This is a genomic window from Pedobacter sp. Leaf194 (assembly GCF_001423945.1).
Taxonomy (GTDB): Bacteria; Bacteroidota; Bacteroidia; order Sphingobacteriales; family Sphingobacteriaceae; genus Pedobacter.
In genome coordinates, this window is record NZ_LMPU01000001.1 from 610,893 (window position 1) to 635,125 (window position 24,233).

The following is a 24,233-nucleotide window of genomic DNA, read 5'->3' on the forward strand; positions in this document are numbered from 1 at the left end:
TTAATTGTTAAGTCGCCAAGTAATTGGCGGCTTTTTTTATGCGCTTGAGTGTGTGTTTAGGTAAAGCCTAAAAAAAGGAACGGGGATAAATCATACCGACCTATCCCCGTCATCTAAATTAACGCTCTCAGATATATAAACAACCAAAAAGCAGATTTATTATATCGTATCGAATTTTTTTATTTTTTTGCTGCAGGTTTTTTTGCTGCGGCTTTTGGTTTTTTCTCAACAGCAGGAACTTCTTCAACAACTTCGGCTTTTTTCTTTGCTGGTGCTTTAGTTTTTTTAACTTCAGTAACAAGTTCTTCAACAGCTTCTACTTTCTTTTTAGCGGGCGCTTTCTTTTTAGGTTCAGCAGTAATGGCTTCTGCAACAACCTCTTTTTTCTTTGCAGGCGCTTTGGCCTTTTTCAACTCTACAGCTGGCTGCTCTGCTACAACTTCCTCATTCAATTCAGCAGCTTTAGGCGCATCGGCTTGTTGCAAATAATTAGCCAAAACCTGTTTCAGATAAACTTCTGGCTTAGGCATGTTAATCACCGTTCCAGGTTCTTTATCCTGCGATTGTTTAATGTAAGCCGATTTAATTTTTCCCCAATCTTTAGAGTAAAGTTTAATAAACTGCTCAACAAATTGTTCGTCTGTATATTTTTTAGGCAACCTGCCCAACACTGCCTGAATTTTTTCTTCTTTTCTATGTAATACCGCCATTGTTAAAATTTTGAACAAAGATAACCGATATTACAGATAATCATGTAAATACCAGATTTAAACTTTTATCCTGGTGGCCCAAAACCTTTTGTTTGCCAATCTTTTCCTGGCAATAAAGTCTGACTGCCCGCTATTTAGGTTGCCACCTCTTGCATACGGTAGTCGGTTTTTCTATGGTTCACCAATCTTTCACGGTGTTGCGTTCCCCAAATTCTGAGTTCGTCAATTACCCGTTCTAAGCTGGCGCTGTATGCTGTCAATTCGTATGTAACGGTAACTGGTGTTGTAGAAAAAACTTTGCGGTTTAAAAACTCATTTAACTCCAAATCTTTTAATTCCTTCGATAAAATTTTCGGTGTAATCTCCCCGAGTGATTTTTGTATTTCGTTGAAACGGAGCGGGCCGTTTTGCAGGGCTAAAATCAAAGGAAGTTTCCATTTTCCGTTCAAAACATATAAAGCGTCTTTAACGGCATTTAGGTGGGTATTGCAACTTTCTTTACTGTGTTGTTCTTTTTTAAAAGGCATACTCAAAGTTAATGGCTTTCCGAAACGATACCGCTATCCTTTTGGAAAGTAGTATCTTTTTGATAGTAAAACTAGCTACGCTTAATTAGAAAAACAACATAAACACAAAAGTACTTAGCGATAATTAGTTTTTGGCTTAGTTTAGCTTAGTTCAAAACCACTCCAGGCGATGGCGCAATTTTTTTGAGCTATCGTTTATACTTTTTCCAAAACGAGTTCGCTTACTGGCTTAACGGGCTTTAGGTTTTTAATTTCTCCTTTATATAATTTCCTGTAAGATATGATGCCGATTAGAAAAGCAATTGCGCCTTGAAACAGCACTGTATTTTGTGTGCCCACCAATTGGGATACACTACCAATTAACAAACCGCCCAGTGGTTGCATACCGAAAAAAGCCATTGCATAAAAGCTGATAACTCTGCCACGCATATCTGGATCAACCGTGGTTTGAATTAAAGTATTGCTAATTGTAATTTGCGACATCATACCGAAACCTGAAATGGCTGCAAAGATTAAAGCTACCGGATACAAGGTAGTGTGCGAAAACAAGGCTAAGCCCGCTCCAAAAATTAAAGTGTTTATGGCCAGTATTTTTCGAAGGTTTCGGCCGGGTTTAAGCGAAGCGAGAAATATAGCGCCCGTAAAGGCTCCCAATCCGATTACGCTATCTATTACACCAAATGTTGAAGCTGTTCCACGGAAAATATCTTTAGCATAAACCGGAATGAGTGTGCTAAATGGTAAAACAAATAAACTTATCAGCGCAAGCATGGTTAAAACATGAGCAATGGAAGGGGTTTGTTTGATGTAGGCAAAACCCTCCTTAAGTTCACCGATAATATTTTTGGTGTGTGGTTTTTCAACATATTTTGGTAACCTCATCATCAGTAATGAGCCAATAACTGCGATGAAACTCACTGCGTTTAAGCCAAAACACACGTCGTCCCCAAGTTTCTCTAATGCTAAACCCGCTAGACCGGGGCCGATGAGCCTTGATAGGTTTACCATTGATGAATTGAGGGCTAAAGCATTTGGTAAATCCTCTTTATTATCAACCATTTCGTAAACCAACGATTGTCTTGCCGGAACATCAAAAGCATTTATCATTCCCAAAAATGCGCTTAGTGCAATAATTTGCCACATTTCATAGTGTTTGGAGAAAATTAATATCGTCATTAAAATGGCCTGCACCATTGATGCGATTTGCGTTATCAATAAGAGTTTATACCTGTTGTACCTGTCTGACGCGACACCACCGATGAATGAAAAAATAAACGAGGGAAATAAACTTGCAAACAGCGTTAGCCCTAGCATAAAATTGGAATGCGTTTGCTCGTAAACTACCCAGCTTACGGCGGTTTTTTGCATCCAGGTTCCGATTAACGAAACGGATTGTCCGCCAAAATAGAGGCGATAATTTCTACTTTTAAAAGCATTAAATGTACTTATTTTCATAATTCAAGGCCGTTTGATTAAAAATTAACCAGCTTTGTTAAAGGACCTATAGCTTCTTTTAAAATTAATTGTTCATTTTCTGTGCAAACTTCTGCAATGGTTTTACCCAACCATTCATCGCGTTCATGCCTAACCTGTTCAAGCATTTCTTTTCCACTGGCAGATAACGAAATGTGTATTTTCCGCTTATCGTTTTCAGATGCAGTTTTAGAAATCAGCTTAAGTTCGGCAAGGTGATTTAACAAAGCACCCATGCTCTGCGGTGTGATTTTTTCCAACACAGCGAGTTCCGCAGAAAGCAGATATTCATGCTGTTCCAGCAAAACTAAAACTGAACGTTCGGTTTGAGACAAAGCGGTATTAGACGGAGATAATTTGCGCAGTTTTCGATTTAGCCTCGCGAGTACAGGCCGAAGTTCTGACGCAATTTTTATGCTCTTTTCTATGCTCATAGTTGTAAGTAAAACTTATAAGTTTACCTTACAAATATAACACATAATTTATGCTAATTTTTATCCGATAGAATTTATTGACATTTAAAAGATTTTTCGCAGAGAAAGGGCTGGAGATTATTTCTTCCAGCCTTTCTGCATCTTTTCATAAGCTTTCTTACTAACTTTGGATTTCTTTTTCGATCGCGATTTCCCTTTTTTCTTGCGGGCGTTGATATTGTTGACAAGTGAATTTTTCACACCCAGCTTATTTTTTTTAACGCCTTTCTTCTTTTTCTTATCCTTCTTCTTGCCACCTTTTTTCTTGCCTGTTTTCTTTTTTTCTTTAGCCATTATTTCTGATTTTTAGGTTAACTAACATCTTAACAGCAAAACACTAATAAAGGTTCCGGAGAAATAGATGAGCTTAATCATTGCGCTAATTACGAAACGAGAAAACAGGCAATTCGGCGTTATCCAAACCTTAAACTGGAATATGAAAAATTGGAAAATTTGCATTTTGGAAGGTAGTTCGACTTAAAACGCTTTTAAATCTGGCTTATCATTATATTTGAAAAAAATATATTTATGATAGCACATCACGTTTTATTCTGGCTTAAAGCCGATACAAGTAATGAACAAAAAGCCGCTTTTCGCAAAGGTTTAGAAAGTCTGGAAAATATTGAAGTTGTAAAAACATTCCATATTGGCATACCTGCACCAATTGAGCGTGCAGTTGTAGATAGCACTTATTCTTTCAGTTTGGTTTTGTTTTTTGAAGATTTGGCTGCACACGATGTTTACCAGGTTCACGAAATACACAAAGCATTTTTAGATGAGTTCCGCAGCTTATTCGAAAAAGTAATTATCTACGATGCGGAATAAATAATGCCCCCAGGAACTTTCATTAAGGCATAAATAGTCGTCATTTCGGTTGGCACTCAGTTTCTAATCTCTGAGCGAAATCTTCGTCACATCGCAAAATTTTCAACGTGAAAACACTTCGCAGCGGCGGCCGAAATGACGACTTAATTCTTTTTAAACTTTTTTTGGAGGAAGGTCAAAAGCAATGGCCTCATGCTCAAAATGGCCGTTGTGTGCACCATCGCAAAAGGGTTTATTTTTGGATAGTCCGCATCTGCAAATCGAAACAATGGTTCTGCCTTGCAAGCCGTATTCGTTGCCATTTCTATCTACGATTTCGAAATCGCCCTCTATTTTAACCGAACCGTTATTGTTAATTGTAAGTTTTGTTTTGGACATAATTATGTTTTGTTTTACCTGCAAACTTAGAACAATAGCTTGTGCTAACATAATTTCATTCTAATTTAGAAAGGCTCTAATCGCAGGATTTGCAATAAGTTATTTTGTGCAAAGCATTAATAATCAGTATATTTATTTGGTTAACTTCTATGTTCACGCTAACAATGGCATTATGGCGCTCAACGCATTTTTAACAATTAAAGGTAAAAGGTCTGGCCTGATAAAAGGATCGGTGACCATCAAAGGCAGAGAAGATAAGATTTTGGTTATTGCAGCCAGCCATCAATTAAGTACGCCAACAAGTTTGGCAAGCGCTGTGGCGGTTGGGCGGAAAATTCATTCCCCTTTTGTTATCACTAAGGAGCTCGATAGATCTTCTCCTCTTTTGTATAATGCTTTGGCGACCAATGAAAACATAACAGAGTGGAAACTGGAGTTCTGGGGGCCATCTGCTGAAGTTGCCGGCGCTGGAAACGAAATACAGAAATACACGGTAATCCTTACAAATGCGAGAGTTAGCAACATTCGGTTTGTTATGCCTAACGTTAAAGACCCTGAACTTGCAAAATTTAACGAGTATGAAGAGGTGTCATTCTCCTATCAAAAAATAGAATGGATCTGGACAGAGGGGGGCATATCAGCCACGGATGATTGGATGATTACCTAAAATATGAAAGCATCAGGCATTTCTGATTGATGCTTTCATTAGTATTTTTGCTATTTCCAATCTTCGGTAAAATCCATGCTACCCATACCAATTGGCGCACCCGGCGGCATTACCTGTGCTGGTTCTGGCTGAAATTTGGCGGGCGACTCTTCAAACGCCCTAATTTGCGACAGGCCATATAGAATATTTGCCTTCCGCTTTGGCTCAGCAGCACTTAGTTTTCCGTTCATCCAGGATTTTAGTTCGGATATTTCCAGAAGCGCTTCGCCTCTAACACTTTCTGAAGCACGACTGTTGGCAGCGAGCTGGAGCAAATATTTAAGCGTAAGGTTATTTACCATAACTTGCAACTGGCCTTTATAGCCCGGTAAAAGCTCGGCTCTCCAGGTTTTTGATAGTAATTTTTCGACAACGGCAATTAAGCCAGGTTGTTCTGAATCGCGTGAATTATATTCGACTAAACGTGATGCCCGCTCCGGATTTAACAACGACGAAATGGTCTCATTCGCCGCAGCCTCTGCGGTAGCAATCGGGTCGAATGTTGGGCCCGTGTAGCCGCTAAAGGTTTCAGCAGATGCGGGATAGCCGGAAGGGCGGGGTGGAATTTTTTGTATAAGGCTTTCAGGTAGCGCTAAGGCCTCTGGGCTAACAGTTGCAAGCAATGCATCAAAAGCAGCCCATTGTTGCGCAGGGTCTACCATTTTTGTGGGTTTTTGTCCATCGTTTTTTACGGCATGCGTAAAGTATAAGCCGCCAATGTTTTTTGCTACAGCTTCAATTTCGTAGCGGTGCAATAAATAAATTGGCACTAGAACCTCTTGTAGTGTAGCCATCGGTGCGTCTTTAACAATAGCTTTCTCCGAAAAGTTATCTAAAACCTGTCTGCGAATTTTCATTAACCTGTTCAGTTCGGTAATGGTATTTTCGCCGTCTTCCCATTGGTTTGCATTTGGATGCGTGTAGCCACCGATATCGGGAATGTACTGAAACCCCTGTTTTAAGGTTTCGTTCATAATTTTATCCAGTTCGACATTTTCATCTGCCCCTTTCGGGAAATCGCTGTAACCCCAAATTATTGCCCTTTTATCCCAGCTCCCAATTTCCTTTGCATAAGCATCAGATAAATCAATGCTACCATCAGCTTTTTGTTTGATACGCGGAAACGGGTAATCCATTACCGAGGCCCGCTCTTTCGGGCTCGCTGCAAAATTGTGGTTTAAACCAAGTGTATGGCCGATTTCATGCGCTGATAATTGTCTGATCCGGGCAATTGCCATCTCTTCCATCGCTTTGCTTACGGGTTTACCATCTGCGTAAGGTTGCAATAAACCTTCGGCAATTAAATAATCCTGGCGGTGGCGGTCGGAACCCAAAGTTACCACACCTTTAATAATCTCACCTGTTCTTGGGTCGCTATAAGAAGAACCGTAGGAGAAGGCCCTCGGGCTTCCGGCCCTGGTAATCCAGTTTACAACATTGTAACGGATATCCATTGGGTCAGCACCTTCAGGTAATTCTTTTACCTGAAAAGCATTTTTATAACCAGCGGCTTCAAAAGCTTCATTCCAAAAGGCACCACCCTCAATTAATGCTTTCTTTATCGGCGCCGGCGCACCTCTATCAATATAATAAACAATTGGCTTAACCGCCTCACTCATTTTAGCATTCGGGTCTTTTTTTTCCAGGCGATGTCTTCTGGTAAAGCGCTTAACAAGCGGTTCGGACATTGGCGCAGAAAAATCAGTGTAACTGAAAAGCTGGTAACTGGAACGGGGATCAAATTTCCGTTGTTTGAAGTTGTTGTCAGGTAGTTCGACGAAAGATTGATGCATTCTGACAGTTACCGCGTTTGCGTCGGGCGCTATGTTGCCTCTTCCGCTCGGTGCGCCACCCGTGAAAGTGAGCATGGCCTCAAACTCTGTATTTTTTGGGAAGTTTTTTGTATTAGGTAGATATACTGCCGAGCGTGTTTCGTCTACACGATACGTTCCGCCGCCACTTGCTGCGCCTCTTCCGCCTGCACCACCAGAAGAAGCAGGCGCACCAATGGTACCGCCAATATTCTGACTATCACGAATGATGAACGGCGTTAAATCAACTAAAACCTTCTCGCCTTCTATTGCAACAGGCGCAAAGCCCCAAATAACTGATTTCGCAAACGATCCTTCAACAGTTTTTACTTCATCAGGATTGCCATTCCCTGCACGGTAAGCCAGATTAGGTTCAAGCAAAAAAACTTTAGGACCAACCCTTATGAAACGGGCAACATCTGTAGATGCCCCACCACGCTCCGCATTTCTTCCGGCTCCATCCGTTAACGAACTGAAGTACAAGAAATCTTTATCAAAGGCAGAAATTTCCAGAAACACTTTTCCAGATTTTTCATCGTAATAGAAATTAAAATACCCTTCCTGTTTTTTGAAATCTTTGGTAAAGGCAGAAATGCTTGTTGCGGGCGCTACTGTTTGCGTTCTTGCACCTGCAGGGGCAATTTGTGCGTACGTAGTTTCGCAAACAAATAGTGGTGCAAGCATCGCTAATGCGTAAAGTTTTTTAATCATATGGGAATAGATTTGGTTTAAGGATGCAAACCAAAACCTGGGTAAAATTTTGTTTTGCCAAACAAATATAATTTAAACCATCATTAACAACTTGTTAGTCGCGTAACTTTTTGATGGTGAAGATTCTAAATTGTGCACAACGGCTTGGAAAAAAATATGTATGTTCGAAGTAGCGTTTTTAAATCTTCTAACGTTACAGTCAAAAAAATAAGTTATGCGCTATCTTCCTCTTGTACTTTTAGTGTTGCTATCCATCGGGTGCAAAAAGAATTCTGAAAACGGTAAGGTCGTCGAATTATTTGTTGACCATTATGCTACCGCAGATGCACAAATGATTTTTAATTTGCCGGCAAAAACGCCTGTTGATACTTATCTGGAGGGATTTGACGAACGCGAACTGGGCTATACTTACAAGGTGAGCGCCGAAATTTACATACCCGATGTTGCACCAATGGATGGCCCAAGCAGGTGGTATAAGTTTGTGAAAGTGCTTAATAAGGAAATTTATTCAGGGAACGAACCATTTAATATTTCATTGAAGAGCAACAGGCTTTTCTCAACAGGTTTGGCATTACGCCTTGATAAGCAAACATTTTTTTATGGAAGCTACGTACTAAGGGCTGATAACGATTTAGTGAAGAAACAGTTAGAAGAGGTATTGGCATTAGCGCCCAAATTTCAATCAGACCCTCAATACGCCGCAAAAGTTTTAATAGATGCTACCGTAGTTCATGATCCAAATAACAGGAGCAATGGTTATTTAGTCAAAGCTGTTAAAATTCAGTAATTCGGCTAATGCTTTTAGGAAGCCCAGATATCTTATTTTTTCCGATAACGTTATCATATTAACTTGCCTGCCGGTTAATGTTGCTCATTTAGAAATTCTTTTATCAGGAGTGAGGTCGCTTCTGGTATTTTGCTTCCTTCAATGTTCACACAAACTTCGCCAATACACGAGCCATGAACTCCTGGTAAAACTGCAAGCTGCGACCCTGAAACCATACGCGACATTTTTACCGTGTGTTCGATGGTGATTACATCATTATCAGCAACAATAAATAATGCTTTAGCTTTAACAAATTTTATTGCTTCGTCATCATAATCTTTGAAGTTAATCATCCGGTTTTTGTCTTTTTCAAACATTGTCTGCAATCCTTTTTGGCTCGGATTTACGTCTAAAAATCCTTTTTTTAAGGGTGCTGGCATGTTGTCCAAACTGGCATTTTTCATGCCGTCGAAGAAACCACTTATTAATCCATCGCGTTTGTAGCTGGCTGAGATCGCAACAATTTTATTTACCACTTCGGGGTGCCTGATTGCGATTTGTAATGTGGTGGTACCACCATTGCTGAAACCTAAAATATTTACTTTTTCCAGTTTTAAAAATTTAATTAAAGCGGCCACATCATCTGCGTCCTGCTCAAAGGTTTCCGGCTTATTACGGTCAGTGGTGCGGCCATGTGCCTGCAACTCTACAGCTATAATTTTTCCATAGTCGTGAAGCAAAGGCAATAAGTTTCCAAAAGAGGTTTCGATTGTCGAGCCGCCGCCATGAATTAATATCAGAGGGATATTGCCTTCCCCGTAAACCTCATAGTACATTTTTATTCCGTTTACAGGGGCATAACCTGCACTCATCGATTGTTTCATCTCGGCAGTGTTCTGCGCACTTAAAGGCGTAGACCATAAAAATAAGAGTGATTCTACTAGCATAAAAATAATTATTTTGTAGGTTAACCTGTTCATGGATAAGGTTTTATTTTAGTTGTTAAACTGACGAAGGTGATGATCAGCATGTTTATATACAAAGTATCCTATTTGTTCTTTAGTCATTTTACCAAAAAACCAGTGATTGAGGTTATCGTCCGGCAGAAATTCATATTCTTTAATCAACGAAATCCAGTTCTGTTTCTCGGTATCTGCAACGCCTTCAGTTTCTCGAATTACAAAGTGAGCGCTAGTCGGTGCGTTTTTCTCCATTGGACCATCTTTAAGCATCTTTTTTAACATCATTTTGCCAAGGAGCAAACCTAAAAATGTTCTTTTATACCGTGTTTTTCCTAAATACATTTCTTCCGCAAGAACACAATGTTTAAGCATTTGGTAAACGTTCATTTTCCCCCAGAGTGGTTCGTTGTTTTCATTTAAGCTTGAAATTCTGTTTAATATTTCTGCTCTATTTTCTTTGTTTAGTATGGTTTTCATATATTCTAGACTAGAAACAAAGCTAATTGATAAACCTAAGTTACGATCGGTTAGCTTAAGACAAACTAAGGGATAGAATGAGACAATTAAAAATGACAATTTTTGTAACAACATTTTCATTTTTAGTATCTTAGTTTAAAAATTGTTATGATCGAATTAGTTTTAGAATTTTTTTTCGGAGTAACCTCTGTGGCGGGGGCAAAGAAGAATAAAGCCTTGACAAAACCTTATTTTGTCGCAATTTTGTCGCTATGGCTAATTTTTATTCTTTCCATAACGCTAATATTTGGGTAGCAAAAATTTAGAATTAAAATGGCTCAGAAATTAGAAGTTTGGCAGCGTGGTCCATTGCCCGATATATTACCGGTTTTACAGCCAATTGCCCATGCATTATTGCAGGCAAGAGAAGAGGTTAATGAATATATGTTTGCTTTTCCTGTTGAATTGCTTTGGCATCGTCCTGCCGGTATGGCTTCTACCGGTTTTCATTTGCAGCATTTAAGTGGAGTTTTAGACCGGGTTTTTACTTATGCAAGGAATGAAAAACTTTCCGAATTTCAATTTGAGCAGCTTGCAGAAGAAGGTAATGATTCGGCAATCGGCTATACGGTTTCAGATTTAGTTGGAAGGTTTAACAAACAGGTTGATGTGGCATTAGCGCAAATTAAGGTTACCGATGAATCCACCTTCGGCGATTTCAGGGGCATTGGCCGTGCAGGTTTGCCATCTACAGTTATAGGTTTACTGGTGCATGGGGCGGAACACACAATGCGTCATGTGGGTCAGTTAATGGTAACTGTCGCTGTTGTAAAAAATGGTGGCATTTAGCAAAAAGCATCAACCAAAAGATTAATGCTTTTCGCTGCAACAAGTAGGGGCGACGCTTATGAAAAGTGTTCCAAGACCTTTGCAAATACCAGTTAATAAAGAGCTTAACAGCCATTATTTTTATTAAAGTCGCGTTTAAAAATCACTTTTTTATTTTGCTCAATATAGTCGCCCGATACGATTAGGTATGGATGATTGGGCGAAAAGCCGGCACTGTGGCTGCGTACAATTATTTTGTCGTCAACTTTCAAACTACTAAATTGCCGAAACTCTTTCAGGGTAAATTGCATCATATATGTTGCGCCATCAATCTCAACAATGAGCCATTTTGGTGAAGATGATTTGGCACCCTGACGCGAAAAAGTAACAGACTTTACCACGGCCTCCATGTTTTCAAAATTTTTTAAATAGTGCTTTATTCTATCGTTGCTGGCGTGTACTTTCTTGCCTTCGGGCGATGCGTCCCATTTTTTATATTTTATACCGTCTGGCGATGCTTCCCATCTTTTGCGTTCATTCAAGCTGGCGTTGTTAGAACTATCAGATAAAGGCCTGTCTACTCCCTTAATTTCACGATTGGCAAACACAAGTCCGCTTATTATCACCATTGATACAATCAGCGCCTAGATTACAGTTTTTTGAATTTTCATATCCTTCAGTATTTATAGAACAAATCTACGTTGATAGCTTTTCTGCAATACATTTTGGATTGTAAATAAAGATGTAAACTTTGTAAATATTTTATAAAACGGTAACAGAAGCCGAATTCGAAGGCATCTAGCAAGGGAAATCGATTCGGTTTAAAATTATAGTCACCTAAATTTATGGCAACTTGCAACCAGGAAAAATGGAGGAAAATCTTTAGAAATGATTATATATAAAAAAAGCATCAACCCCAAGGTTAATGCTTTTTCGTAGCCCGTAGGGGAATCGAACCCCTGTTTCCAGAATGAAAATCTGGCGTCCTCACCCCTAGACGAACGGGCCATTTGATTTACGATTTTAGAAGTACGATTTAAAAAAAAATCTAAAATCTAAAATCGTCACTCAATTTGGTAGCGGGGACACGACTCGAACGTGCGACCTTCGGGTTATGAGCCCGACGAGCTACCAACTGCTCCACCCCGCATTCTATTGTATTTTTAAGGATATACCAACCTTTTTTGATAAAAAAACCGCTAAACTTTTGTCAAGCGGTTTCGTAGCCCGTAGGGGAATCGAACCCCTGTTTCCAGAATGAAAATCTGGCGTCCTCACCCCTAGACGAACGGGCCATTTGATTTACGATTTGAAATTTTAGAATTATGATTTAAAAAATCTCAAATCGTCAATCTAAAATCGTCACTCAATTTGGTAGCGGGGACACGACTCGAACGTGCGACCTTCGGGTTATGAGCCCGACGAGCTACCAACTGCTCCACCCCGCACTTTATACAACTCGTTTTTTCAATTCAATTAAATCCTTAACTCTGTTTCCGAATTGGAATGCAAAGATATAATTCGTTTCTTTGTACTGCAAATTTTTTTTAAAAAATATTTTAATGGCGCATAAAGCAGGTTTTGTAAGTATAATAGGTAAACCAAATGTAGGTAAATCAACCCTCATGAATGTGCTTGTAGGCGAGCGACTTAGCATTATTACACCTAAAGCTCAAACCACAAGACACCGTATTTTAGGTATCGTAAATGAAGCAGAATATCAGATAGTTTTCTCAGATACTCCAGGAATTATCAAGCCAAAATACAGTTTACAAGAGAGTATGATGAGTTTTGTGAACGGATCTTTGACCGATGCAGACGTACTTTTATTTGTAACCGACATTAATGAAGCTTACGATGAAGAAGATGTTTTGGAGAAAATTCTTAATAGAAACATCCCAACTATTGTTCTGATAAACAAGATAGACAAAGCCCTGCAAGAGCAGGTTGATGAGAAGATAGCCTTTTGGCAGGAAAAATTAAATCCGGTTGCTATTTATGCAATTTCGGCGCTACACAACCATAATGTTGATGGTTTGCTGGACAGGGTTTTGGAAATGCTGCCCGAACACCCACCGTACTACGATAAAGAAGATTTGACGGATCGCTCAGAGCGATTCTTCGTTTCAGAGATTATTCGCGAGAAAATTTTTCTTAACTATCAAAAAGAAATTCCTTACAGTACCGAAGTTATCGTTAAGAGTTTCAAAGAAGAAGAAATGAAAAATGGTAAAGGGGCTATGGTTCGCATTACCGCAGAAATTGTTGTAGAAAGAGATTCGCAAAAAAATATTTTAATTGGTACTGGCGGCAGCATGCTTAAAAAAGTTGGTACAGAAGCACGTATCGAAATCGAGAAGTTTTTAGATACAAAAGTGTTTCTCGAAATGTTTGTAAAAGTAATTCCCGATTGGAGAAGTAAAAAGAACTACCTAAAAAGTTTTGGTTACGATAATTAACCGTACCTTTGCAGCCCGAAATAAATCGGTTAGTAGTTGATAGTCAATGGCTGATAGCCTAATTAGTTTAAGCAGCTTGCTGAACATCCAGACCGTTAACTATAAGCCATTAACTATCAATTAAGACATACCATGAGTAACATTATAGCCATCGTAGGCAGGCCAAACGTAGGCAAGAGCACACTTTTTAACAGATTAACCGAAAGCCGTAAAGCTATTGTAGATGACTTAAGTGGCGTAACCCGCGACAGGCATTACGGTACAGCCGAATGGACCGACAGGCAGTTTACCGTGATTGATACGGGTGGCTATGTTGCAAATTCTGAAGATGTTTATGAAGCGGCAATCAGGGAGCAGGTAATGATTGCCATAGAAGAAGCCAGCGTGCTTATTTTTATGGTTGATGTAACTACCGGCATTACCGATTTAGATGATGACATTGCGCAGGTTCTTCGCAAAAGCAATAAACCAGTGTTTGTTACCGCAAATAAAGTTGATAATACAGCGTTACATAGCGAAATAAGTACTTTTTACGGATTTGGCTTAGGTGAGGTTTTCCCACTTTCATCAATGACTGGCTCCGGAACTGGCGAATTACTTGACGAAATAGTTAAACATTTCGAAGATATTCCGGAAGAAGAAAACCAGTTGCCAAAAATAACCATTGCTGGAAGGCCGAATGTTGGTAAATCATCTTTAGTTAATGCCTTAATTGGTAAAGAGCGCAATATTGTAACGGCAAATGCTGGCACAACCCGCGATTCGATTAAAATTCATTACAACCAGTTTGGGCATGAATTTATGTTAATTGATACAGCCGGGCTGCGTAAGAAAACCAAGGTTAAAGAAAACCTTGAATTTTATTCGGTAATGCGTACCATAAAGGCTTTAGAAGAAGCCGATGTTGTTGTTTTGATGATTGATGCGCAGGAAGGTATCGAAAGCCAGGATATAAATATTTTCCACCTTGCCGAAAAAAACAAAAAAGGTATTGTTATTTTGGTAAATAAGTGGGATTTGATTGAGAAGAATACGCAAACCATGAAGGCTTTCGAAGAGCAGATTCAGGAACGTATTCGCCCTTTTACCGATGTACCGATTGTTTTTACTTCGGTTTTAAACAAACAGCGGATTTTTAAAGCTATTGAGGCTGCGCTCGAGGTTTATAAGAACCGTAGCAAGAAAATACCTACGTCAAAATTAAACGACGTGATGTTGCCTTTAATTGAGAAATTTCCACCGCCGGCATTAAAAGGTAAGCACATCAAAATAAAATACATCACCCAAATTAATGCTACTTCGCCAATGTTCGCGTTTTTCTGCAACTTGCCTCAGTACATTAAGGATCCATATAAGCGTTTCATAGAAAATAAGCTTAGAGAGAATTTTGATTTCTCGGGTGCGCCGATTCAGATTTATTTCAGACAGAAGTAAGCCGGATTAAAATTTATAATATTCAGAAAAGCAGGGTTCGCATTCCATCGGAGAAAGCAGCCCTGCTTTTTGCTAAAATCTTTTTGCGATTTGTCAGTGTGAACCCGTTGCAAACTTCATCAAAAAGTATTTCCGCTTCAATCAGGTTTAAATAATTTAAAATCGTAATCCTTATCTTCGCACAATGCAAATCGAGGTTAAAAACAGCCAAATTTCAGATATGGAACTCATTTTCGAGTTTTACGATATCGCAGTTGCTCATCAAAAAAAAGTTTTTAATAAGCATTGGCAAGGTTTCAGCAGGGCATTAATTGAAACAGAAATTTCAGAGAACAGGCAGTATAAAATTCTGGTAGATGGTGCCACGGCCTGTATCTTTGCAGTCACTTTCAACGATAAACTGATTTGGGGCAACAAAGATCAGGATTCAATTTACATCCATCGTATTGTAACACATTCAAAATTTCGAGGTTTTGCTTTTGTAAAGGAGATTATTAAATGGGCAAAAGCATTTTCCCTTAAAAATGGCATTAAGTTTATCAGAATGGATACCTGGGCCGACAATGAAAAGTTATTAGAATATTATACTGGCTGCGGTTTTAACTATGTTGGTGTTGCTGTTATGGAAAAAACAGAAGGTCTGCCAAAACATTATGAAGGCATAAGTTTAAGTCTGTTTGAAATCGAAGTTTAATTATTGAAGGTCTAATTTCCAGGTAAACATACCCTCACCTTCAGCAATTTTCACAAAATTATTTTTTTCCAATATAGCGTACGATGCCACATTATCGACCGCTGTTGATGCTGTAATTATTTTCACGCCTTCTTGTTGCTTCGCCCATTCAATTATTCTGGCAACTGCTTCGGTCATAAATCCTTTTCCCCTAAACGCTTCATAGGTGCCGTAACCAATTTCTATTTCACCGTTCGCATCCGGTTCGCCAACAAAACATAAATCGCCAATCAGTTTTCTATCCGCTTTTGAAATCAATGCCCACAAAGTATTGTATAGGTAGTTTTTATCCTTATTGTGCACATTGGGTAAAATTGTTTGCTCCAAAGCCTCTTTCAATTCATTAGAAATTTTCTTTTCAGAAGGAAGCAATTGCAATTCTTGCTCGAGCGAATTATCATTAGCAATGTATTTTAAAAGTTGGTTGTGTGTAAGCGGGTGAAGTATGAGTCTTTCCGTTTCTATCATGTTTAAGTTCGAATTTGGGAGGATAGATTTTCGAGTTTCCAAATACCGCAGGTTGAATTAATAAGAGCTAAAATTACTGCAAATCAGCAATTACTGTAGGTTTGCAAGTGCTTGCTTTACCGCATTGTCATTCTGGTTGGCGGCACGGTAATAACCAACATCGCCAAGGTAGTATCTGCATAGAAGTGCTTTCAAGTCATTAAGTATCACTATTTTGGAATTATACAGCTGAAAGCGGTCTATCGGCACATTTTTCCGTTGCAGAAAGCCGATAAAATCTTTAAAGTCCGTGTCGTTTAAGTTAAATACATTAATATTTTGTTCGATGTAAGCACCAGTATATTTACTTGTGAGCACATTGAACACGTAATCGGAAAGGACTCTTTTACTAACTAATGAACTGTAAAATTTGTTGTAACCCGTTGTATCCAGCTTCACAAAAACATCGGGCTGTATGCCACCACTCGTTTTAGGTTTTCTGGGCTGCGACAAATTTATACCCCCATTTTTTTCGACAGAATCTCTGAAAGATGTTAAGTCGCCGGTTAGTTCTCCGTCTGTCATTCTTTCATCTAATTCATGTTTGTACGCATCGTAACCTTTTTTATAAGATTTTTGGATGCTTTTTCCGGATGGAGTATAATATCTGGCAATTGTTAAGTTTAAGGCAGAACCATCTTCAAAAGAGAATTGTTCCTGCACAAGCCCTTTACCAAAAGAACGGCGGCCAACAATTATTCCGCGACCTAAATCCTGTATTGCACCGGCAACAATTTCGCTTGCCGAAGCTGTGTTTTCATTTATTAAAATAGCAAGTTTGCCTTGTTGAAAGGCTCCGGTGCCGGTCGAGAAATAATCTGTACGCGGTTCGTGCTTACCCTGCGTGTAAACAATGAGTTTGTTTTCTGGCAAAAACTGATCGGCGAGGCCTGTAGCGGCACTAAAGTAACCTCCGCCGTTATCCCGTAAATCGAGGATAAGTTTTTTCATTCCTTTTGCCTTCAAGCTTGCGGCAGCAGCAGAAAAATCGCTGTCGGTATTTGCGCCAAATTTGCTGATGCGTACATAGCCGGTTTCTGTATTAATCATGTAAGCGGCATCGATACTGCTAATATTTACTTTGCCCCTGGTTACCATTACGCGGTTAGGCAACTGGCTTCCGCTGTGCATTAAAAGTACGTTTACACCGCTGCCTGCTTTACCTCTAAAACGGCCGCTGAGTTGATCTTTAGGTAATTTGCGGCCACTAACAACTGCTGTATCAATACTTAAAATTTTATCGCCGAGTTTTATACCAGCCTGATAAGCAGGTCCGTCTTTAATAACGCCGGTAACCATCATGGTATCGTTTAGCATATAATATTCAATGCCTACACCTTCAAAGTTACCCTCCAAATCATTTTGCATGTCTTGAGCATTAGCCGGCGGGAGGTAAACGCTGTGCGGATCCAGCTGATGCAGAACACTGTCTATAGGCAGATTTTGTAACGAATCAGTATTGATATCATCTACGTAGTTGCCATTGATAATATGAAGAATTTCGTCGAGTTTGTCAGAATTTTTTGCAGTTAAGGCCGGACTTCTCTCAACGCCAAATCCCTGGTCTTTAATAAATTTTATGCCCAAAAACATCCCGACTATCAAAATTAATGAATAGCTCAAAGCAATCAGGATGTTATTGCGGGTATTTTTTTTCATCGACGTTGTGCAAATTTATGAAAATTAGCGGGTTGATTAATTTTTTAACTGCTTTTTATCGTCTTTTGTTTCTAATATTTAACAATTATTAACGCATCAAAATTCAGGTATCGATATTTTTGGATTTTTAGGGTAGATTTTAAAAAGAAATTACCGAATTTTATCAAAATTAAAATTATGGACAGAGTTACCGAGCACGAATCCAATTATAACAACATAGAGAAAATGTCTGTTTTGGAAGTGCTGCAAGGCATAAATAATGAAGATAAAACTGTTGCTTTTGCAGTTGAAAAATGTTTGCCTCAGATTGAAAAACTTACATCGGCAGTTGCTGAAAGAATGAAAAAAGGTGGGCGTTTGTTTTATATTGGTGCGGGTACCAGCGGCCGTTTAGGCGTTGTCGATGCATCTGAATGTCCGCCAACTTATGGAGTTCCTTTCGATTGGGTTGTGGGTATTATTGCGGGTGGAGATACAGCGATTAGAAAAGCCGTAGAATTTGCAGAAGATGATCCCGAACAAGCCTGGAAAGATTTGCAGGAATTCAACATTAATGAAAAAGACTGCCTGGTTGGCTTAGCGGCTTCAGGCACAACACCGTACGTAATTGGCGGCTTAAATACGGCCCGCAAAATTGGCGTTTTAACCGGCTGCATTGTTTGTAATACCGGTGGGCCGATAGCGGCAGAATCTGATTTCCCTGTTGAAGTTGTAGTTGGCCCGGAGTTTATTACCGGCTCTACCAGAATGAAATCAGGAACAGCGCAAAAATTAGTTTTAAATATGCTGAGTACCACAGTTATGGTTCAGCTGGGCCGTGTGGTTGGCAATAAAATGGTTGATATGCAGTTAACCAATAATAAGCTTGTAGATCGCGGAACGCAAATGGTAGCCGATGAATTGAACATTGAATATGAAAATGCTGCAGATTTACTTAACCGTTATGGAAGCGTTCGCAAAGCGGTAGAAGCGGGGCAAAAGTAACCTTATTAGGGAAAGATTAGGTGATAAATTCTTAATGATTGGGTTAAAAAATTGTTCAATAAGTGTACGCACGTAAGCCTGAATTTTATTGGCCGGTTGTGAATACGATTCGCTCAATTAAAACTTTTTCATGCAAAAATCACTTATTCAATAAAGATAGAAAATGCACGAAATAGAGCCTTATTACCAGTGGAGAGATGAATACATTTCGGCAGAAGACGATCGTTCACCTTTCTACAATACCGAGTATTCTGAATTATATTTCGATAAACAGATATATAATTTTTTGTTACATCCGCAGTGGGATGAATTTGGCTCTAATACACTTTACATGAAAGTGCTTTTCGCCGATTACGACAGGAGCTATGCTGTTATCGAATTTATAGGGGAATGGAACGACGCCATTAACAACGATATAATGCTTTTGAAGCGGGACATTCTGGAACTGATGATGGATGAAGGTATCAATAAATTTATCCTGATAGGTGAAAATATTTTAAACTTCCACGCTTCAGATGATAGCTATTACGAAGAATGGTTTCAGGAAGTTGAAGACGGCTGGATTGTTGGGGTAAATTTTCAGGAACATGTAATAAGAGAGTTTAAGGAAAACAGTATCGATTATTACATTAACTTTGGCGGTGCTTTCGATAATATGCCCTGGCGCACTTTAAAGCCACTTCAATTCTTTAAAAAAGTTGAAGAATTCCTGACAAAAAGATTGAATTAAAATATTTATTTTTATATAATTTAAATACAAAAAACAAAAATGGATCAACAAAATTATCAATATCAGGACAACAGTGTTTTCGTACAAGAAGGCTCTGTTTCCAAAAAATTCTTTGCAAATGTCTTTTTATGGATGTTTGTAGCGTTGAGTTTATCAACTGTGGCTGCTTATCTTTTCGGCACTAACGAACAGTTAATGCAGTACCTAATGACTATCAATCCAGAAACCGGAAAGGTTGGAATGTCCATCTTCGGCTACGCTGCCATGTTTGCACCGCTTGGGTTGGTTTTACTAATGGGCTTTGGTTTAAGCAGACTATCTTTACCGGCTTTAGTAGGTGTTTTCGTACTTTATTCAGTGCTAACAGGTATAAGCTTAAGCTTTATTTTGCTTGCATATACTTCAGGGTCGGTTGTGAGCTGTTTCGCAGGTGCAGCGGGTATTTTTGGTATTATGGCGATAATGGGCTACACTACAAACATCGATTTGAGTAAGTTCGGTCCCATTTTGATGGTGGGCGTAATTGGCTTGGTAATAGCAAGCGTGGTAAACATGTTTATTCAAAGCGAGCAGTTTAGTTTGATAATGGCTTTCATTGGTATAGCAATCTTTACTGCTTTAACTGCTTATGATGTTCAAAAAATTAAGCGTATTGGCGAAGGAATTGAGGCTAGTGGCGAACAAGTATTGGCTGTAGAATCGAAAAAAATGGCAATCGTAGCCGCATTGTCTTTATACCTTGATTTCTTGAACATATTCCTTTTCTTACTTCGCATTTTTGGAAGTAGAAAATAAGTCTAACACAAAACAATATTCTTTAGGCCATGCAACTTTGCGTGGCCTTTGTAATTTTATTTGGTTGCTAAACGATAATTTTTGGAATTGATGTTGCTTTGTTGCATTTTTGTACGCTTATTAAGAAAGACGGAGGGATTAGACCCAACGATGTCTTAGCAACCTGTGCCAACAAGGTGCTAAATTCTAATCTCAGCAGTAGCGAGAGAAGATAAGTTTTGGAAGGTAATTAATTGCCAACTTTTTAAATAAGCTTTTTTTGGTACTTAGTATATAATCTAGGGTATTTTTCGATAAATTCCAGATTGCATATTGGGTCGAAACGTAGTTACATCTCGTGTCGAATGTATTGATACTCGATACTAACTACTAAATACTAGTATGAGCATTAGAGAAGAATTAGAAAAGCGTATTTTGGTGATTGATGGTGCGATGGGCACTATGATTCAGCGCTATACTTTAACCGAAGAAGATTTTCGGGGCGAACGGTTTAAAAACCATCCCTGTGATGTAAAGGGCAACAACGATTTGCTTAACATTACCCGCCCAGATATTATTAAAGCCATACATTTAGAGTACCTCAATGCTGGCGCAGATATTATCGAAACAAACACCTTTAGTACGCAACGCATTTCCATGGCCGATTACCAGATGGAAGATCTATCCTACGAAATGAGTTTCGAGGGTGCTCGTGTCGCTAAACAGGCGGTCGAAGAGTTTATGGCAGCAAACCCGGACAGGAAATGCTTTGTTGCTGGTGCAATTGGCCCAACTAACCGCACCCTTTCTATGTCGCCAAATGTAAACGACCCTGGTTTTAGAGCTGTTTATTTCGACGAATTGGAAGCTGCCTATTACGAGCAGGTTCGCGGTTTGGTAGATGGCGGTTCTGATGTGCTGCTAATTGAAACCATTTTCGATACCCTAAATGCTAAGGTGGCTATAGTTGCCATTAAAAAATACGAAGAGGTAATTGGTCGAAAACTCGAAATTATGATTTCGGGGACCATTACCGACGCGTCAGGGAGAACACTTTCCGGACAAACAGCTGAAGCTTTTTTAAACTCTGTAATGCATGCAAAACCCTTAAGTATTGGTTTCAACTGCGCACTTGGGGCCAAAGAAATGCGCCCCCATATTGAAGAACTGGCTGCTAAGGCAGGATGTTATGTATCGGCTTATCCAAATGCCGGCTTGCCAAACGAGTTTGGTGCTTACGATGAACAACCCCATGAAACTGCCCATCTTGTTGATGATTTTATAGCCTCTGGATTTGTGAACATTGTCGGCGGTTGCTGCGGCACCACGCCAGACCATATTGGCTGTATTGCTGCAAATGCCCGAAAGGCATCGCCAAGGAAAATACCCAAAATTGAGCCTTTTATGCGTTTAAGCGGTTTGGAGCCCGTTACCATAACACCTGAAAGTATTTTTGTAAACATCGGCGAAAGAACAAACATAACAGGTTCGCCAAAATTCTCGAAACTGATTTTAGGTGGCGATTATGAGGCCGCCCTTGCTGTTGCCTTGCAGCAGGTTGAAGGTGGTGCCCAGGTTATCGACGTAAACATGGATGAGGGAATGCTCGACTCGGAAGCCGCGATGACTAAATTCCTGAACCTAATTGCTTCCGAACCTGATATTGCAAAGCTGCCTATTATGGTCGATTCGTCTAAATGGTCGGTAATTGAGAATGGGTTAAAGTGCCTGCAGGGCAAAGGAATTGTAAATTCCATTTCATTAAAGGAGGGCGAAGATAAATTTCGCGAAAGTGCCCGCAAAATTATGCAATATGGTGCTGCCGTTGTTGTAATGGCTTTCGATGAGCAGGGCCAGGCCGACAATTACGAGCGCAGAAAAGAAATTTGCAAAAGAAGTTACGATATTTTGGTATACGAAATTGGCTTCCCTGCAGAGGATATTATTTTTGACCCGAACATATTAACTGTAGCAACAGGTTTAGAGGAGCATAATAACTACGCTGTCGATTTCATAAATGCAACCCGATGGATAAAAGAAAACCTCCCTCACGCTAAAGTAAGTGGTGGCGTTTCAAATATTTCGTTTTCTTTTAGAGGTAACAATGTTGTACGCGAGGCGATGCACTCCGCATTTCTTTACCATGCCATCCAGGCGGGTTTAGATATGGGCATTGTAAATGCCGGTATGCTCGAAGTTTACCAGGAGATTCCGCCAGAACTTTTAGAACGTGTAGAAGATGTGCTTTTAAATCGCAGGGAAGATGCAACCGAACGATTGGTTGAGTACGCCGAGACGGTAAAATCCAAAGGAAAAGAAATAGTTAAAGATGAAGAGTGGCGAAAGGCTCCGGTAGAGGAAAGATTATCCCATGCCTTGGTTAAAGGTATTGTTGAATATCTGGATGATGATGTTGAAGAGGCACGTCAGAAATATCCCCGGCCAATTCAGGTTATTGAAGGTCCGCTGATGGATGGAATGAACATTGTCGGCGACTTGTTCGGAGCTGGAAAAATGTTCCTGCCTCAGGTTGTAAAGTCGGCCCGGGTAATGAAAAAAGCGGTGGCTTACCTGCTGCCCTTCATTGAGCAGGAGAAGCTAGATAATCCTGATCAAGATCAGAATTCATCAGCAGGAAGAGTTTTGATGGCAACTGTTAAAGGTGATGTTCATGATATTGGGAAAAATATTGTGGGCGTTGTGCTCGCCTGTAATAATTTTGAAATTGTAGATATGGGCGTAATGGTTCCGGCACAGGAAATCATCAAAAAAGCCAAAGAAATAAATGCAGACATTATTGGCCTTAGTGGCTTAATTACACCTTCTTTAGATGAAATGGTTCATTTTGCGAAAGAAATGGAGCGGGAGGGATTTACGATTCCATTGATAATTGGTGGGGCGACCACATCGCGTATACATGCGGCCGTTAAGGTTGCTCCTAATTATTCTGGTCCGGCGATACACGTTTTAGATGCATCTCGTAGCGTAACGGTTTGCAGCACTTTAATGAATCCTGAGACAAAAAATGATTATGTTGCCGGCATTAAAGCTGAGTATGAAAAAGCACGCGAAGCGCATTTGAATAAGCGTTCTGATAAACGCTTTAAAACCTTGGAAGAAGCGAGAACTAATAAATTTAAGATAGACTTTAAGCCAGACTTACCCGTGCCTGAATTTATTGGCACGAGAGTTTTTGATAACTATTCATTGGAAGAACTGGTTCCGTATATCGATTGGACACCATTTTTCCACACTTGGGAACTTCGGGGCAGCTACCCAAAGATTTTTGAGGATAAGAATGTTGGCGACGAAGCTAGAAAGCTTTTTGATGATGCGCAGCTTTTGCTGAAACGGATTTTAGATGAAAAATTGCTAACCGCAAGGGGCGTAATCGGTTTTTGGCCGGCAAATGCGGTAGGAGATGATATCGAGCTGCGGGTGTCCGATTACGATGCGCAAGGCCAGCAAATTTCTGGTAACGAAGGGCAATCGGTTAAAATACATACCCTCCGTCAGCAGGCCGAAAAAGTCGACGGACAGCCTTATTACGCCTTGTCGGATTTCATTGCGCCAAAAGAATCCGGCATTCAGGATTATTTTGGTTGCTTTGCGGTAACTACTGGTATCGGTATAGATGAACTTGTGAAAGCGTTTGAGGATAACCATGACGATTACAACAGTATCATGGCAAAAGCCCTTGCTGACAGGTTAGCTGAAGCTTTTGCCGAGCGCATGCACGAACGTGTGCGAAAAGAATTCTGGGGCTACGCTCAGGATGAAAATCTAAGTAATCAGGAATTAATTAAAGAGGAATATGCTGGCATTCGTCCGGCGCCAGGTTACCCGGCATGTCCGGAGCACACCGAAAAGGGAACTTTATTTGCTTTGCTTGATGCTGAAAACCAGATTGGCCTGCGCCTAACCGAAAGCTACGCCATGTACCCTACTGCCGCGGTAAGTGGTTTTTATTTCGCAAGTCCCGAATCGAGGTATTTCGGCCTGGGTAAGATTACGAAAGACCAGGTGGATGATTATGCAACCAGAAAAGGGATGACTATTGAGGAAGCAGAGCGATGGCTCTCGCCTAATTTAGCTTATTAGTTTACAAGTTGTGCTTTAAAGGTTATAAGTTAAACTGCGAATAGAGAATGGCTATACCATCTTTTTATATCGAAACAGGCATTATTTACGAAATTGAAACGGAATTACACCATTGTTTTAGTTAGGTTTTTTGAATGATGTGAATATAAAATTGACGCTCTAACCTGCAATGATTAGAAAATTACTTAATGGATTTATAAATTATTATCAAAAGTTGGCTAAATAA

General features: G+C 39.7%; 23 protein-coding genes, 4 tRNA genes and 1 riboswitch. Of the genes, 11 read left to right on the forward strand and 16 right to left on the reverse strand.

Translation table 11 applies throughout. The annotated features are described in order from the left end of the window. Nucleotides 1–179 precede the first annotated feature (179 nt). From ASG14_RS20480 to ASG14_RS02815, 5 genes are all read right to left on the reverse strand, one after another. Nucleotides 180–710, reverse strand: a complete 531-nt coding sequence (locus tag ASG14_RS20480; protein WP_235528494.1) for a hypothetical protein — start codon at nucleotides 708–710, stop codon at nucleotides 180–182. Nucleotides 711–844: 134 nt separating this feature from the next. Then, entirely contained in the window at nucleotides 845–1,237 is a 393-nt protein-coding gene (locus tag ASG14_RS02800) for a helix-turn-helix domain-containing protein (RefSeq protein ID WP_056869530.1), read from the reverse strand. A 195-nt stretch (nucleotides 1,238–1,432) separates the two neighbouring features. Continuing rightward, the gene (locus ASG14_RS02805; protein WP_056869531.1) at nucleotides 1,433–2,692 is read right to left on the reverse strand and encodes an MFS transporter; all 1,260 of its coding nucleotides are present in this window, start codon (nucleotides 2,690–2,692) and stop codon (nucleotides 1,433–1,435) included. Nucleotides 2,693–2,709: 17 nt separating this feature from the next. Further along, on the reverse strand, nucleotides 2,710–3,144 hold the full coding sequence (locus ASG14_RS02810; protein ID WP_056869532.1) for a MarR family winged helix-turn-helix transcriptional regulator: 435 nt from the start codon (nucleotides 3,142–3,144) through the stop codon (nucleotides 2,710–2,712). Nucleotides 3,145–3,261: 117 nt separating this feature from the next. After that, nucleotides 3,262–3,477 carry a hypothetical protein gene (locus ASG14_RS02815; protein ID WP_056869533.1) on the reverse strand — a complete coding sequence of 72 codons (216 nt, stop codon included), beginning with the start codon at nucleotides 3,475–3,477 and terminating at the stop codon, nucleotides 3,262–3,264. Nucleotides 3,478–3,711: 234 nt separating this feature from the next. Here ASG14_RS02815 and ASG14_RS02820 point away from each other — a divergent pair, with 234 nt between their 5' ends. Next, nucleotides 3,712–4,008 carry a Dabb family protein gene (locus ASG14_RS02820; RefSeq protein ID WP_056869534.1) on the forward strand — a complete coding sequence of 99 codons (297 nt, stop codon included), beginning with the start codon at nucleotides 3,712–3,714 and terminating at the stop codon, nucleotides 4,006–4,008. A 153-nt stretch (nucleotides 4,009–4,161) separates the two neighbouring features. Here ASG14_RS02820 and ASG14_RS02825 read toward each other — a convergent pair whose 3' ends face one another. After that, nucleotides 4,162–4,386: a CDGSH iron-sulfur domain-containing protein gene (locus ASG14_RS02825; protein WP_056869535.1), complete on the reverse strand. Its 225-nt coding sequence runs from the start codon at nucleotides 4,384–4,386 to the stop codon at nucleotides 4,162–4,164. Between the two features lie 172 nt (nucleotides 4,387–4,558). Between ASG14_RS02825 and tssD the strand changes: the two genes are divergently transcribed. After that, nucleotides 4,559–5,053 carry a type VI secretion system tube protein TssD gene (gene tssD / locus ASG14_RS02830; RefSeq protein ID WP_056870213.1) on the forward strand — a complete coding sequence of 165 codons (495 nt, stop codon included), beginning with the start codon at nucleotides 4,559–4,561 and terminating at the stop codon, nucleotides 5,051–5,053. A 50-nt stretch (nucleotides 5,054–5,103) separates the two neighbouring features. Here the strand turns inward: tssD and ASG14_RS02835 are convergent, their stop codons facing one another. Continuing rightward, on the reverse strand, nucleotides 5,104–7,614 hold the full coding sequence (locus ASG14_RS02835; protein ID WP_056869536.1) for a zinc-dependent metalloprotease: 2,511 nt from the start codon (nucleotides 7,612–7,614) through the stop codon (nucleotides 5,104–5,106). A gap of 214 nt (nucleotides 7,615–7,828) precedes the next feature. Between ASG14_RS02835 and ASG14_RS02840 the strand changes: the two genes are divergently transcribed. Then, nucleotides 7,829–8,401, forward strand: a complete 573-nt coding sequence (locus ASG14_RS02840) for a hypothetical protein (RefSeq protein WP_056869537.1) — start codon at nucleotides 7,829–7,831, stop codon at nucleotides 8,399–8,401. Between the two features lie 74 nt (nucleotides 8,402–8,475). Here the strand turns inward: ASG14_RS02840 and ASG14_RS02845 are convergent, their stop codons facing one another. After that, entirely contained in the window at nucleotides 8,476–9,327 is an 852-nt protein-coding gene (locus tag ASG14_RS02845) for an alpha/beta fold hydrolase (protein ID WP_056870214.1), read from the reverse strand. A gap of 48 nt (nucleotides 9,328–9,375) precedes the next feature. Next, nucleotides 9,376–9,819: a DUF1569 domain-containing protein gene (locus tag ASG14_RS02850; RefSeq protein ID WP_056869538.1), complete on the reverse strand. Its 444-nt coding sequence runs from the start codon at nucleotides 9,817–9,819 to the stop codon at nucleotides 9,376–9,378. 312 nt (nucleotides 9,820–10,131) lie between these two features. On the opposite strand from ASG14_RS02850, the gene ASG14_RS02855 reads away from it, so the two are divergent. After that, nucleotides 10,132–10,647 (forward strand): DinB family protein, encoded by a 516-nt coding sequence (locus ASG14_RS02855; RefSeq protein WP_056869539.1) that lies wholly within the window; start codon nucleotides 10,132–10,134, stop codon nucleotides 10,645–10,647. A gap of 104 nt (nucleotides 10,648–10,751) precedes the next feature. On the opposite strand, the gene ASG14_RS02860 is transcribed toward ASG14_RS02855, so the two are convergent. The 5 genes from ASG14_RS02860 to ASG14_RS02880 all read right to left on the reverse strand — a co-directional run bounded on the left by ASG14_RS02860 (nucleotide 10,752) and on the right by ASG14_RS02880 (nucleotide 12,074). Beyond that, nucleotides 10,752–11,255 carry a hypothetical protein gene (locus tag ASG14_RS02860; protein ID WP_056869540.1) on the reverse strand — a complete coding sequence of 168 codons (504 nt, stop codon included), beginning with the start codon at nucleotides 11,253–11,255 and terminating at the stop codon, nucleotides 10,752–10,754. A 307-nt stretch (nucleotides 11,256–11,562) separates the two neighbouring features. Beyond that, a tRNA-Glu gene (locus ASG14_RS02865) sits at nucleotides 11,563–11,634 on the reverse strand. A 66-nt stretch (nucleotides 11,635–11,700) separates the two neighbouring features. Further along, nucleotides 11,701–11,776, reverse strand: a tRNA-Met gene (locus ASG14_RS02870). A 73-nt stretch (nucleotides 11,777–11,849) separates the two neighbouring features. Then, nucleotides 11,850–11,921: transfer RNA gene (locus tag ASG14_RS02875), tRNA-Glu, on the reverse strand. Nucleotides 11,922–11,998: 77 nt separating this feature from the next. After that, nucleotides 11,999–12,074: transfer RNA gene (locus ASG14_RS02880), tRNA-Met, on the reverse strand. Between the two features lie 114 nt (nucleotides 12,075–12,188). On the opposite strand from ASG14_RS02880, the gene era reads away from it, so the two are divergent. From era to ASG14_RS02895, 3 genes are all read left to right on the forward strand, one after another. Beyond that, nucleotides 12,189–13,085, forward strand: a complete 897-nt coding sequence (gene era, locus ASG14_RS02885) for a GTPase Era (protein ID WP_056869541.1) — start codon at nucleotides 12,189–12,191, stop codon at nucleotides 13,083–13,085. Nucleotides 13,086–13,217: 132 nt separating this feature from the next. Continuing rightward, nucleotides 13,218–14,519 (forward strand): ribosome biogenesis GTPase Der, encoded by a 1,302-nt coding sequence (der, locus tag ASG14_RS02890; RefSeq protein ID WP_056869542.1) that lies wholly within the window; start codon nucleotides 13,218–13,220, stop codon nucleotides 14,517–14,519. A 220-nt stretch (nucleotides 14,520–14,739) separates the two neighbouring features. Continuing rightward, on the forward strand, nucleotides 14,740–15,213 hold the full coding sequence (locus tag ASG14_RS02895) for an N-acetyltransferase (RefSeq protein WP_200940306.1): 474 nt from the start codon (nucleotides 14,740–14,742) through the stop codon (nucleotides 15,211–15,213). Here ASG14_RS02895 and ASG14_RS02900 read toward each other — a convergent pair whose 3' ends face one another. Beyond that, nucleotides 15,214–15,720 carry a GNAT family N-acetyltransferase gene (locus ASG14_RS02900; RefSeq protein WP_056869543.1) on the reverse strand — a complete coding sequence of 169 codons (507 nt, stop codon included), beginning with the start codon at nucleotides 15,718–15,720 and terminating at the stop codon, nucleotides 15,214–15,216. It abuts the gene before it with no gap. Between the two features lie 90 nt (nucleotides 15,721–15,810). Continuing rightward, the gene (locus ASG14_RS02905) at nucleotides 15,811–17,418 is read right to left on the reverse strand and encodes a S41 family peptidase (protein WP_056869544.1); all 1,608 of its coding nucleotides are present in this window, start codon (nucleotides 17,416–17,418) and stop codon (nucleotides 15,811–15,813) included. A 177-nt stretch (nucleotides 17,419–17,595) separates the two neighbouring features. On the opposite strand from ASG14_RS02905, the gene murQ reads away from it, so the two are divergent. The 4 genes from murQ to metH all read left to right on the forward strand — a co-directional run bounded on the left by murQ (nucleotide 17,596) and on the right by metH (nucleotide 24,007). Beyond that, complete coding sequence (gene murQ, locus ASG14_RS02910) at nucleotides 17,596–18,402, forward strand: N-acetylmuramic acid 6-phosphate etherase (protein ID WP_056869545.1); 807 nt, start codon at nucleotides 17,596–17,598, stop codon at nucleotides 18,400–18,402. A gap of 163 nt (nucleotides 18,403–18,565) precedes the next feature. After that, nucleotides 18,566–19,132, forward strand: coding sequence for a hypothetical protein (locus tag ASG14_RS02915; protein ID WP_056869546.1), 567 nt, complete (start codon nucleotides 18,566–18,568; stop codon nucleotides 19,130–19,132). A 39-nt stretch (nucleotides 19,133–19,171) separates the two neighbouring features. Continuing rightward, nucleotides 19,172–19,927, forward strand: coding sequence for a Bax inhibitor-1/YccA family protein (locus ASG14_RS02920; RefSeq protein ID WP_056869547.1), 756 nt, complete (start codon nucleotides 19,172–19,174; stop codon nucleotides 19,925–19,927). Between the two features lie 114 nt (nucleotides 19,928–20,041). Further along, a riboswitch (SAM riboswitch) is annotated at nucleotides 20,042–20,145 on the forward strand. A gap of 163 nt (nucleotides 20,146–20,308) precedes the next feature. Then, a complete protein-coding gene (metH, locus tag ASG14_RS02925) occupies nucleotides 20,309–24,007 on the forward strand; it encodes a methionine synthase (RefSeq protein ID WP_056869548.1) in 3,699 nt (1,232 codons plus the stop codon). Nucleotides 24,008–24,233 lie beyond the last annotated feature (226 nt).